Here is an 11632-nt window from a genome sequence, read left to right on the forward strand (position 1 = left end):
CCCGGGGCGGGGCCGCGCCAGGGGCCGGCGGGCGCGGGCAGTGGCGCGCGGCGCACCCGGTCGAACCGGGCGCACGTCACCTTGCCCTCGAAGTCGACGACGACCGCCCACCAACCCTCGCCGTCGAGGGCGGCGAGGTCGGAGGTCACGTCTCGCAGACCGGTCGCGAGATATTGCCCTAAGGCGGCGAAACCGTCGTGCACACCTGCCATTCTCCCAGCAGTTCCACCAAGGCCAGCGCGGCGGGCAGCGGCGTCTCCGGCAGGGCCGCGTACACCCGCCGTACGGGCTCCATGCCGCGCAGCGGCCGCAGCACCAACGCGGGCGGCACGCCCCGCGCGGCGAGCTCCGGCACGAGCGTCACGCCGAGCCCGGCCGCCACGAACCCGAACTTGCCCGACCACTCCGCCACCCGCAGCCCGGTGCGCGGCGTGAATCCGGCCGCCGCGCACGCCGTCATCAGCACGGTCGGCTGGCCGCGCGGCGCCGCCTCGATCCAGCTCTCGCCCGCCAGGTCACGCAGGTCCACGTCGGTCTCGGCGGCCAGCCGGTGACCGGCGGGCAGGGCGACCAGCAGCCGGTCCGCGCCGAGCGGCACGGTGCACGCCCCCTCGACGGGCAGGCCGGCCGGGTAGTCGCTGATCACCGCCACGTCGAGCGCGCCCGCGCGCAGCCGGTCCATCAGGGCGGCGCTGAGCCCCTCGGTCACCCGCGGCTCGACGCCGGGGTGCCGGTCGGCGAACCGCCTGAGCGCGCCGGGGACGAGGGCGACGTTGGCGGTGGCGAACGCGCCGACGCGCAGCGTCCCGCCCGTCCCGCGATGGAGGGCGGCCAGGTCCTCCGCGGCGCGGTCGAGCCGGTCGAGCACGGCGACGGCGTGCCGGTGCAGCGCCCGGCCGGCGGGTGTCAGGCGGACGCCCCTGGCCAGGCGCTCGAACAGCGGGCCGCCGGCGGCGCGTTCGAGCGCGGCGACGCGGCGGGAGACCGCGGACTGGGTGTAGCCGAGCAGCTCGGCGGCGGCCGTGAAGGAGCCGCTCGTGGCCACCTCGTCGAAGAGCCGCAGGGCGGCGGTGTCGAAGGCATTCGTATCAGGCATGGCTGACATGCAATCTAGTCGGTGGTGGAATACCGCGCATACCGCTTCACTGGCCGCATGATTACTTTTCTCGGACAGGGACGCATGGGCGTCCCGATGGCCCGGCGGCTGACGGAGGCCGGGCACGAGGTGACGACGTGGCGGCGCGGCACGGGGATCTCGGTCGCCGACGCGGTGGACGGGGCCGGGCTGGTCATCACGATGCTGAGCGACCCGGCGGCGGTGCGCGAGGTGCTGACGGCTGCCCTGCCGGGGCTGGCGCCGGGGGCGACGGTGGTGGAGATGTCCACGATCGGCCCCGAGGCGGTGCACACGCTGCGCGCGCTGCTGCCGCCGTCGGTGGGGCTGGTGGACGCCCCGGTGCTGGGCAGCGTGGGGCCCGCGGCCGAGGGCACGCTGACCGTGCTGGCCGGCGGTGACGTCTCGGGCTGCCGCGAGGTGCTGTCCGTCTTCGGGACGGTGCGCGAGGTGGGGCCCCTCGCGGCGGGCGCGGCCATGAAGCTCGCCGTCATGAGCGCGCTGGTGCCGGCCCAGGTGCTGGTGGCGGAGACGTACGCGTACGCCGAGGCGCACGGGGTCGATCCGGGCGCGCTCGCCGGCGTGCTGGCGTGCACCCCGCTGGGCGCGCTGGCCGAGCGGCTGCGCGAGCCCGCGGCCGAGACGCGGTACGCGCTCGCGCACGCCGCCAAGGACCTGGAGCTGGCCGCCTGGGAGGGCGCCGGGCTGGCGTCGGCCGCCCGGGCCCGGCTGCAGGAGGCCGTGGCGGCGGGCCTGGGCGGTCACGACCTGACGGCCGTCACCGCGCATGTCCGTACCGCCTCACCCGGGACGGGCGGGCGGCGGGCCGTGCCGCTCGATCTCGCGACCGTGCCCGCCACGAACGGCGCCTACTCGCACGCCGTCCGGGTCGGCGACATGCTCTACGTCTCCGGCCAGGCCGCCCTTGACGAGCGGGGGAACGTCGTCGGCGAGGGCTCCATGGCGGCCCAGGCCGAGCACGTCTTCCAGCTCATCGCCCGCATCCTCGCCGACCAGGGCGCCACATTCGCCGACATCGCGTTCATCCGGACGTACATGACGGACATGAACGACCGGGTGGAGTACGGGAAGGTGCGCAGGCGGTACATCACCGGCACGCCTCCGGCCAGCACGACCGTGGAGGTGTCGAAGCTGTTCATGCCAGGGCTGCTGCTGGAGGTGGACCTGATCGTGGCGCTGCCCGCGCGGCCTTAGGACAGCGGCCTTACGACAGCGGCCTTACGACAGCGGCCTTACGACAGGGGCCCGGTGACCGACTCCGCCGCCGCCACGACGCCGCCCTCGGCCACCAGGCGTACGGCGGCCTCGATCTCCGGGGCGAGGAACCGGTCGGGGCCGGGCGCGGGCACGGTCTCGCGCAGCGCCCTGACCACGGCCGCCGTCGCGGGCGCGGGCTCCAGCGGGGCGCGCAGGTCGATCGCGCGGGCGGCGGTGAGCACCTCGATCGCGAGCACCCGGGTGAGCCCGTCGACCGACCTGCGCAGCTTGCGCGCGGCCGACCAGCCCATGGACACGTGGTCCTCCTGCATGGCCGAGCTGGGGATGGAGTCGACGCTCGCGGGCACGGCCAGCCGCTTCATCTCGGAGACGATGGCCGCCTGGGTGTACTGGGCGATCATGTGGCCGGAGTCGACGCCCGGGTCGGCGGCCAGGAACGCCGGCAGCCCGTGGTTGCGGGCCACGTCGAGGAAGCGGTCGGTACGGCGTTCGGACATCGAGGCCAGGTCGGCCGCCGCGATGGCGAGGAAGTCGAGCACGTAGCCGAGCGGCGCCCCGTGGAAGTTGCCGTTGGACTCCACGCGGCCGTCGTCCAGCACGGCGGGGTTGTCGACGGCGGCGGCCAGCTCCCGCCCGGCGACGGTGGCGGCGTGCGCGATCGTGTCGCGCACGGCCCCGGCGACCTGCGGGGCGCAGCGCAGGGAGTAGGCGTCCTGGACGCGGGCGCAGTCCGCGAGGTCGCGGTGGCTGGCCACGATGCCGGAGTCGCGCAGGATCTTCGCCATGTTGGCGGCCGAGCGCGCCTGGCCCGGATGGGGGCGCAGCGCCTGCAGCTCGGGGGCGAACACCCGGTCGGTGCCGAGCAGCGCCTCGACGCTCATCGCGGCGCTCACGTCGGCGGTCCTGACCAGCGCGGTGAGGTCGTCGACGGCCAGGACGAGCATGCCGAGCATGCCGTCGGTGCCGTTGATCAGCGCCAGGCCCTCCTTGGCGGCCAGCTCGACGGGCTCGATGCGGGCCTGCTTGAGCGCCTCCGCGGCCGACACGACATTTCCCGATTTGTCGCGTACGACGCCTTCGCCCATCAGCGTGAGCGCCACGTGGGCCAGCGGCGCGAGGTCGCCGGAGCAGCCCAGGCTGCCGAACTCGTGCACGATCGGCGTGATGCCCGCGCTGATCAGGGCGGCCAGGGTCTTCGCGGTGGTCGGCCTGATGCCGGTGTGGCCGGTGGCCAAGGTGTGCAGGCGCAGCAGCATGAGGGCGCGCACGACCTCGGTCTCCACCTCGGGGCCGCTGCCCGCCGCGTGGGAGCGCACCAGCGAGCGCTGGAGCTGGGCGCGCAGCGCCGGGTCGATGTGCCGGGTGGCCAGCGCGCCGAACCCGGTCGAGATGCCGTACGCGGGCACCGGGCTCTCGGCCAGCTCGTCCACCCGCTGGCGGGCCGCCGCGACGGCGGCGATGGCGTCGTCGGTGAGCCGCACGGGGGCTCCGTGGCGGGCCACGTTGATGACCTCGTCGAAGCTGAGCGGCTCGGGGCCGACGTTCACGACTTCGTTGTCGCGCATGGTGCGTCTCTCTCGTTCAGGTAACCGGCGTAGCCGATGTTAGCTCCTTACCGGAGAACAGTGTCGCCAGCCCCCGCCTGCCCTCGTCGGTGAGCACCACCGCCCTCGGGACCGCGCCCCGCCGGTACCACTCCCGTTCGAACAGGGTCCGCGCGATCGCCGCCCCGAGCGCGCCCCCGAGGTGGGAGCGGCGCTCGGTCCAGTCGAGGCACTCGGGCGCGAAGCGCCGCCGCGACCCGCGCGCGCCCGCGACGTCCACGCCGAGGCCGGACAGCAGCCGCTCCCCCGACTCCGTCAGGTCGTGGGCCGCGTAGTGGCCGTCCTCCCTGAGCCGGTCGAGCAGCCCCACCCCGGCGCGGCCGGCGAGGTGGTCGTAACAGGTGCGGGCCTCCTCCAGCATCCTGGCCTGCCGGGACTGGCGCAGCGAGCGCACCGGCGGGCGGGAGCTGATCGTGGCCAGCGACTCCAGCACCTCGGCCACCTCGTGCCCGGCCAGGCGGTAGTAGCGGTGGCGTCCCTGGGGGACGACGTCGACGAGCCGGCCGTCGAGCAGCCGGGCCAGGTGGGCGCTCGCGGTGGCGGCGCTGACCCCGGCGATCCGGGCCAGCTCCCCCGCCGCCAGGGCGCGCCCGCCGAGCAGCGCCGTCAGGATCGCCGCCCTCGTCGGGTCGGCGATGAGCGCGGCGACGGGCGCGATGTCGGCGTCACGGGCGAAGAACTCCATGCTTACGACGCTAGTACGCCGACGTTTCGCCCGTCGTCGAAGGGTCCTGCCGGGATCAGCGTCGGTCGAGGGCCTTTCTGATCATGTCGCGGGCGCGGTCCATCAGGGCGAGTGGCGTGCCCATGAGCAGGTTCTTGGCCGCCGACTCCGTGCCGGGACGCGGGCGCGACGGCGCCAGCGACTCGGCGGCGCGTACCGCCGCCGCCATGGCCCGCCGCTCCATGGCGGTGGTGCCGGCGCGCAGCCGGGCGAACTCGTAGCGCTCCTCGCTGCGCGCGTGCGCCGTCACGGCGGTGCGCAGCCGGGCCAGGCCGTCCCAGAAGCCGGGGTCGTCCACGCCCTTCTTGTGCAGCTCGAGGAGCAGGCGTTTGGCGCGGTTCTCCTCCTCCAGGCGGTCCGCCACGACGCCCTGGCCGTTGTCGAGCTTCTTGCGCGCGTACGGATGGACGATCTCCTCCTCCGCCGTCTCGTGCACCGACAGCACACGCGTCAGCCGGTCGAACGCCGCCGCGACCTTCTCGGGCGGCGCCTGCTCCACCTCGTCGAACAGGTCCCTGATCTGGCCGTGCTGCGCCATCAGCAGCTCGATGACATCTTGTTCACGCACCCCAGCGGGCCTACCCGGGAGACAGTGCGACACGCCCTGTCTTACCGAACGCGGGCCGTTCGGGGATCGAACGCGGAGGTTGTCCGCCCCGGCCCCGGGTAGGCGCAGCGACATGGCCTTCGACCCACTCCAGGAGCGGGGAATCCCGCTGGACGAGCAGCTGCGCGACTGGCGGGAGCTGAACGTCACACCCATCGATCCCGACCGCTGCGACCCGTACACACGGTGCCGGATCATCACGATGAACGGGATCGAGACCGAGGCGATCCTCTTCAGCCACCACATGGCCCGCCACTGCCGTGACGTGGAGATCAAGCAGCGGCTGGCGCGCGTGCGCTACATCGAGGCGCAGCAGCAGAAGGTCGTCAACTGGCTGCTGCCGGGGGTGTCGTCGGTGCTGGAGACGACCATCGCGTACGAGCAGGTGGCGGTGGACCTGACGGCGTGGGTGGCCCGCATGGAGCCGGACCAGCGGCTCAAGCAGGCCTACCAGTTCGGCGTGCTGGAGGACTTCGACCACCTCTACCGGTACGCCAACCTGTACGAGATGATCGAGCACCGCAGGGCGGACAAGATCGTCGACCAGCTCACCGAGGTCATGCCGGGGCGGCCGACGTACCTGCACCACCGCGACTCGATGGACAACGTGCGCGAGCCGTACCAGCGCAGGGTCACCGAGCCGCTGTCGCGCCTGCACGCGCTGACCATCACGGCGGCCGAGCAGCAGACGATGAACTTCTACATGAACGTCGGCCCGATGTACATGGAGCCCATCGCGCGCCAGCTCTACCAGGAGATCGGGCTGATCGAGGAGGAGCACGTCACCCACTACGAGTCGCTGGTGGAGCCCGGCGAGAGCTGGTGGGAACGGCTGCTCAACCACGAGTACAACGAGTGCTACCTGTACTACTCGTTCATGGAGACCGAGAGCGATCCCAAGGTGAAGAACATCTGGGAGCTGCACCTCAACATGGAGCTGGAGCACCTGCGGCTGGCGGCCGAGATGTTCCGCCGCTTCGACGGGCGCGACCCCGACCAGGTGCTCGCCCCGGCGCTGCCGCCGCCGGTGACTTTCGAGCCGAACAAGGGCTACATCCGCGACCTGCTCGCCACCCAGATGGACCTCACGACCCTGGGCACCGGGTACGTACGGGAGGCCCACGAGCGGTTCGAGAAGATGCAGCGGGCGGTCATGGGCGGCGAGCGGCCGCCGTCGGAGCGCGTGATCGAGGAGAACCGGGCGATCTCCGGGGAGGAGTACCGGCTGCAGACCGAGGGCCCGCACCCGGCCGGGCTGCGGGTCAACCGGTAGCTCCGGGGCCTGGTGAGCCGGGCGGGCGAATTCCGGTTTGGGGACTCGGCCAGGATTCGCTAGAGTTCTCTCGTCGCCCGGCACAGCGGGGCGCACGCGGAAGTGGCTCAGGGGTAGAGCATCACCTTGCCAAGGTGAGGGTCGCGGGTTCGAATCCCGTCTTCCGCTCGGAGCTTCCGGCTCGGTGGCGTGGCCGAGAGGCGAGGCAGCGGCCTGCAAAGCCGTCCACACGGGTTCAAATCCCGTCGCCACCTCCGCAAAGGACGATTAGCTCAGCGGGAGAGCGCTTCCCTGACACGGAAGAGGTCACTGGTTCAATCCCAGTATCGTCCACCACCTTTCCACCCCGCCGGTCTCCTTCTCGGACCTCTTCGGCGGGTTTTCGCTGTCGCGCACCTGTGTGCCAGGTGGTCAACCCGGCCCCGGGGGCCGTGGAGTTCACGTTCGGGCGCGACTACTTCCGCGCACCCTACCGCCCGTTCACCGTGCGGGTGCCGGAGGAACGGCTGGGAAGCCTGATCCGCTGACCTGCGAAGACGCGCCAAGATACACATTTCTCCCGTTTGTGGTGCGACTCGGACGGGCAACGCGAGGGCAGGCAGTGTCCCCCTGCCTTCTGCCCCGGTCGAAAGGCTGTGCGGTTATGGCGTTCGCATGGGCTCTTCTCGGTCACGACATAGCAGTCGATCTCGGAACCGCCAACACGCTCGTCTACGTCCGCAGGAAGGGCATCGTGCTGAACGAGCCCTCCGTCATCGCGATCAACCTGCACAAGAACACCGTCGTCGCCGTCGGCAAGGCGGCCAAACGCATGATGGGCCGCACTCCCCCGCACATCGCCACGATCAGGCCGCTCAAGGACGGCGTGATCGCGGACCTGGACGCGGCGGAGCGCATGTTGCGGATGTTCATCCAGAAGGCGCACCCGAACCGGTTCCTGGCCAAACCCCGCATCGTGGTGGCCGTCCCGAGCGGCACCACCTCGATCGAGCAGCGGGCGGTCAAGGAGGCCGCGTACGAGGCGGGCGCCCGGCGGGTGCACATCATCGAGGAGGCGATGGCCGCGGCGATCGGCGCCGGCGTCAAGGTCGGCGAGGCCACCGGCAACATGGTCGTCGACATCGGCGGCGGCACGACGGAGGTCGCCATCGTCTCGATGAGCGGCGTCGTGGTCGCCAAGTCGGTGCGGGTGGGCGGGGACGAACTGGACGAGGCGATCGTCGCGTACACGAAGAAGGAGCACGCGCTGCTGCTCGGCGACCGCACGGCCGAGCGGCTGAAGATCGACCTCGGCGTGGCGCGGCCGGCGCCGGTCTCCGCCCGCGACTCCGACCCGAACCCCAAGGGCAGGCACCGGGTCGGCGCGCCGATCCAGCCGGTCGGGGACGAGCCCGCCGCGACGGAGGACGAGCCCTCCGTACCTCCCGCGCCGCGCGGCTGGAACCCGTTCCGGTCGAGGGCCAGGCCCGAGAGCGCCGCGCCGGCCACGTCGCCGCCGGGCCCGCCCAGGACGGCCGCGCCGGTGCGCGGGCGCGACCTCGTCACGGGCCTGCCCAAGACCACCACCATCACCGCCGACCAGATCAGCGAGGCCATCGAGGACCAGGTGCAGGCCATCATCGACGCGGTGCAGGCCACGCTCGACCAGTGCCCGGCCGAGCTGGCCGGCGACCTGCTCGACAACGGCATCGTGCTGACCGGCGGCGGGGCGCTGCTACGCGGGCTGCCCGAGCGGATGGGCGAGGCCACCGGGATGCCGATCCGGCTCGTGGACAAGCCGCTGTACTCGGTGGCCCTGGGCGCGGGCCGCTGCGTCGAACGCTTCCAGGCGATGCGGGACGTGCTGCTGCCCGATTGGTCCCGGCGGTGAGGCGGGCGGTCGTCCTGCTCGTGCTGGCCGCCGCCGTCTCCCTCGTCGCGATCGACCGTACGCTGGCGCCGCTGACCCCGCTGCGGGAGGCGGGCTCGGCCGCGTTCGGGGCCGTTCAGAACGCCGTCGGGGCGGCGACCAGGGCGTTCGCCGGCGATGCCCGGCTGCGGGCGGCGGAGCAGGAGAACGCCCAGCTGCGCGCCGAGCTGTTGTCCGCCGGGGCACCCGCGGCCGATGCCGGCGTCATGGGCCGGCATCAGGGGGTGGCGGCGCACGTCGTCGGGTTCGGCCGGCAGAGGGTGACCATCGACGCCGGCGCCGCTGCCGGCGTCGAGCGCGACGTGACCGTGCTGAACGCCGACGGCCTGGTCGGCAAGGTCACCTGGGCGGGGCCCGCGACGGCCTCGGTGTCGCTGATCACCGACGCCGGGTCGTCCGTGGGGGCGCGCATGGCGGGCTCGGGTGAGCTGGGCGTGGTGACCGGGATGCCCGGCGAGGGGCTGCTACGGCTGAGCCTGTTCGACCCGCACGCGCCGCTGCGGCCCGGCGACCAGGTGGTGACGATGGGGTCGGCGGGCTCGCGGCCGTACGCGGCTGGAGTGCCGATCGGGACGGTCACCGAGGTCGAGTCCGTGCCCGGGGCGGCGACCCGTATGGCACTGGTGCGGCCGGCCGCTCGCCTCTCGGCGCTGGACCTGGTCGCGGTGATCGTGCCGCGGCCCGGGAGGTGAGTCGTGCGGGTCGCGCTGCTGCTCGTGGCACCGCTGCTGCAGGTGCTGCTGGTCAACCGTTCGCCGTGGGGCGGGCCCGATCTGGTCACGCTCGCGGTCGTGTGGACGGCGCTGGCCAGGGGGCCGGTGTGGGGGTGCGCGGCGGGGCTGGCAGGCGGGCTGCTCGCCGACGTGACCCCGCCCGCCGACGGCACGGTGGGGCGTACGGCGCTGGTGCTGTCGCTGCTCGGCCTGCTGTCGGGCCGGCTGTCGGGCCGGCTGTCGGGCCGGCTGTCGGGGAACTTCGGTCGGGAACGAGAGCCGCTCGGGCCCCTTGGGTGGAGACGCGGGCCGCTGTCCTGGCTGGTCAGGCGAGACCGCGCGCCGTCGCGCGGGCTGCTCGGGATCGGGCGAGGGCCGGTGGGGCCGCTCGCGTGGGCGGAGCGGGAACGGGCGCCGATGGGCCGGGGGGCGACGTCGCTGGTGGTGGCCGTCGTGGCGGCGGCAGGGCCGGTGTCGCAGGGCGCGGCGGCGGTGGCGTTCGGGGATGAGGCGTGGGCGACCGCGGCGGCCGGGCTGCCGGTCACGGCGGCGTGGACGGCGGCGCTCGGGGTCGCCGCGGCGGCCACCGCGCGTGCCGCGCGACGCCACCGGCCTGTGGTGGCGCCCCTACCGCCCGAGGCGGCGGCGGTGATGCGGCGTGTCTAGGGCGCGGCTGTTCGTGCTGCGGCTGGCCGTGGTCGCGATGCTCGCCACCCTCGTCGGCCGCCTGTGGTACCTGCAGGTGGCCGACGGCGACCGGTACGTCCAGGCCGCGGCGGACGTGCGGATCAGGACCGTGGCGCTGCCGCCGATCCGCGGCCGGATCGTCGACGTGGCCGGGCGTCCCCTGGTGACGAACCGGACCCGGCCGGTGGTCACGGTGGACGGCGTCGCGCTGGCCCACCAGCCCGACGGCGGCCGGGCGGTGCTGGAACGCCTGGGCGAGGTGCTGGGGCAGCCGTCCCGGCAGCTGGCGGAGAAGGTGCGGCCGTGCGGGCCGCGGGTGCCGCAGCCGTGCTGGCGGGGTTCGCCGTACGAGCCGGTGCCGGTCGCCGAGGGCGTCGAGGCGCCGGTGGCGCTGCAGATCAGCGAACGCCGGCAAGACTTCCCCGGCGTCAGCACGGAACTGCGCCCGGTCCGCGTCTACCCGCTGGGCCCGGCGGCGGCGCACACCCTCGGGTACGCGCAGGGCGCGCAAGGCAGGGACGGCCTCGAAGCCGTCTACGACCGCCGGCTCGCCGGCACCCCGGGACGCAGGGACGTGGCCGTGGACAACACCGGCAAGGTCACCAGAACCGTCCGCGAGACCCCGCCCGTCCCCGGGAACACGCTGGTGACCAGCGTCGACGCCCGCATCCAGGCCATCGCCGAGCAGGCGCTGGGCCGCGCCCTGTCGCGCAGCGGCGGCACCTCGGGCGCGGCCGTCGTGCTGGAGTCGCGGACCGGCCGCGTGACGGCGCTCGCCGGACGGCCCGCGTACGACCCTTCGGTGTGGACCGACGGGGTGACGGCCCGCGAGTACGCGCGGCTGCCGCTGCTGTCGCAGGCCGTCCAGGGCCAGTGGGCGCCGGGCTCCACGTGGAAGGTCGCCTCGACCGCGGCAGCGGCGGCGGCCGGGTATCCGCTCGGAGCGACGTACGACTGCCCGGCCGGCTACCGGGTCGGCGACCGGGTGTTCGGCAACTTCGGCGACGCCGACCTGAGCCGGATGACCATGCACGGCGCGCTGGTGCGGTCGTGCGACACGATCTTCTACCGGTTCGCCGACGAGCTGTGGCGGCGCGGGTCGGACGCCCTGCAGCAGACCGCCCGCGGGTTCGGGTTCGGCCGGCCGACCGGCGTGGACCTGCCCGGCGAGGCCGCCGGGGCGGTGCCTGACGCGGCCTCGAAGCAGGCTCAGTGGCGGGCGACGCGGCAGGAGACCTGCCGGCGGGCCGGGAGCGGCTACCCGGAGCTGGCCGACCGGGAGCGGGCGGCGTACCTGACGGCCGTGGCGAGGGAGAACTGCCGGGGCGCGGGCGTGTGGCGGGGCGGCGACGCGGCGAACGTCTCCATCGGGCAGGGCGGCGTGCTCGTCACGCCGCTGCAGCTGGCGCGGGCGTACGCGGCCATCGCCAACGGCGGGACGCTGCACAGCCCGCGCGTCGGCCTGCGGATCGAGCGCCCCGACGGCACGACCGCCGAGACGATCACGCCGCCGGTGGCCGGGAGGCTGCCCGCCTCTGCGGAGACGCTGCGTTTCCTCCGGCAGGCGCTGGCCGAGGTGCCCCGGTCCGGGACGGCGGAGGGCGCTTTCGAGGGGTTCCCGTTCGACGAGATCGCCGTGGCGGGCAAGACGGGCACGGCGGAGGCGTTCGGCCGGCGGGACACCTCCTGGTTCGCCTCGTTCGCCCCGGATCCCGCCTACACCGTGGTGGTCGTCCTGTCGGAGGGCGGGCGGGGCGCCGAG

Annotated in this window: 10 protein-coding genes and 3 tRNA genes; 9 read left to right on the forward strand and 4 right to left on the reverse strand. The window is 73.9% G+C overall.

Annotation, left to right across the window (positions count from 1 at the left end):
• Window positions 1-178: 178 nt before the first annotated feature.
• Window positions 179-1096, reverse strand: coding sequence for a LysR family transcriptional regulator (locus tag E1286_RS42370; RefSeq protein WP_246075638.1), 918 nt, complete (start codon window positions 1094-1096; stop codon window positions 179-181).
• Between the two features lie 57 nt (window positions 1097-1153).
• Between E1286_RS42370 and E1286_RS42375 the strand changes: the two genes are divergently transcribed.
• Entirely contained in the window at window positions 1154-2329 is a 1176-nt protein-coding gene (locus E1286_RS42375) for a Rid family hydrolase (RefSeq protein ID WP_132622267.1), read from the forward strand.
• A gap of 38 nt (window positions 2330-2367) precedes the next feature.
• Here E1286_RS42375 and hutH read toward each other — a convergent pair whose 3' ends face one another.
• The 3 genes from hutH to E1286_RS42390 are packed head-to-tail and all read right to left on the reverse strand — an operon-like array spanning window position 2368 to window position 5249.
• Complete coding sequence (hutH, locus tag E1286_RS42380) at window positions 2368-3918, reverse strand: histidine ammonia-lyase (protein ID WP_132622269.1); 1551 nt, start codon at window positions 3916-3918, stop codon at window positions 2368-2370.
• A gap of 16 nt (window positions 3919-3934) precedes the next feature.
• Entirely contained in the window at window positions 3935-4642 is a 708-nt protein-coding gene (locus tag E1286_RS51580) for an ArsR/SmtB family transcription factor (protein WP_132622271.1), read from the reverse strand.
• 55 nt (window positions 4643-4697) lie between these two features.
• Window positions 4698-5249 carry a hemerythrin domain-containing protein gene (locus E1286_RS42390; protein WP_246075639.1) on the reverse strand — a complete coding sequence of 184 codons (552 nt, stop codon included), beginning with the start codon at window positions 5247-5249 and terminating at the stop codon, window positions 4698-4700.
• Window positions 5250-5361: 112 nt separating this feature from the next.
• Between E1286_RS42390 and E1286_RS42395 the strand changes: the two genes are divergently transcribed.
• From E1286_RS42395 to E1286_RS42430, 8 genes are all read left to right on the forward strand, one after another.
• Window positions 5362-6561 carry a ferritin-like domain-containing protein gene (locus E1286_RS42395; protein ID WP_132622273.1) on the forward strand — a complete coding sequence of 400 codons (1200 nt, stop codon included), beginning with the start codon at window positions 5362-5364 and terminating at the stop codon, window positions 6559-6561.
• A 96-nt stretch (window positions 6562-6657) separates the two neighbouring features.
• A tRNA-Gly gene (locus tag E1286_RS42400) sits at window positions 6658-6729 on the forward strand.
• Window positions 6730-6744: 15 nt separating this feature from the next.
• Window positions 6745-6815, forward strand: a tRNA-Cys gene (locus E1286_RS42405).
• A gap of 7 nt (window positions 6816-6822) precedes the next feature.
• Window positions 6823-6897 (forward strand) — tRNA-Val (locus E1286_RS42410).
• Window positions 6898-7204: 307 nt separating this feature from the next.
• Window positions 7205-8431 carry a rod shape-determining protein gene (gene mreB / locus E1286_RS42415; RefSeq protein WP_132622275.1) on the forward strand — a complete coding sequence of 409 codons (1227 nt, stop codon included), beginning with the start codon at window positions 7205-7207 and terminating at the stop codon, window positions 8429-8431.
• Complete coding sequence (gene mreC, locus E1286_RS42420; RefSeq protein ID WP_132622277.1) at window positions 8428-9162, forward strand: rod shape-determining protein MreC; 735 nt, start codon at window positions 8428-8430, stop codon at window positions 9160-9162. The genes mreB and mreC overlap by 4 nt, the downstream gene beginning before the upstream one ends.
• A gap of 3 nt (window positions 9163-9165) precedes the next feature.
• Window positions 9166-9849 carry a hypothetical protein gene (locus E1286_RS42425; protein WP_132622280.1) on the forward strand — a complete coding sequence of 228 codons (684 nt, stop codon included), beginning with the start codon at window positions 9166-9168 and terminating at the stop codon, window positions 9847-9849.
• The coding region (locus E1286_RS42430; RefSeq protein WP_132622282.1) for a penicillin-binding transpeptidase domain-containing protein at window positions 9842-11632 on the forward strand (1791 nt) is incomplete at its 3' end. The genes E1286_RS42425 and E1286_RS42430, both read left to right, overlap by 8 nt.

Source organism: Nonomuraea terrae (genome assembly GCF_004348995.1).
In the GTDB taxonomy this organism is placed as follows: domain Bacteria; phylum Actinomycetota; class Actinomycetes; order Streptosporangiales; family Streptosporangiaceae; genus Nonomuraea; species Nonomuraea terrae.

Coding starts and splice junctions, on each gene's coding strand:
- hutH (WP_132622269.1), bottom strand. CDS start 3,918: ATGCGCGACAACGAAGTCGTGAACGTCGGCCCCGAGCCGCTCAGCTTC.
- E1286_RS42395 (WP_132622273.1), top strand. CDS start 5,362: ATGGCCTTCGACCCACTCCAGGAGCGGGGAATCCCGCTGGACGAGCAG.
- E1286_RS42370 (WP_246075638.1), bottom strand. CDS start 1,096: ATGCCTGATACGAATGCCTTCGACACCGCCGCCCTGCGGCTCTTCGAC.
- E1286_RS42375 (WP_132622267.1), top strand. CDS start 1,154: ATGATTACTTTTCTCGGACAGGGACGCATGGGCGTCCCGATGGCCCGG.
- mreB (WP_132622275.1), top strand. CDS start 7,205: ATGGCGTTCGCATGGGCTCTTCTCGGTCACGACATAGCAGTCGATCTC.
- E1286_RS51580 (WP_132622271.1), bottom strand. CDS start 4,642: ATGGAGTTCTTCGCCCGTGACGCCGACATCGCGCCCGTCGCCGCGCTC.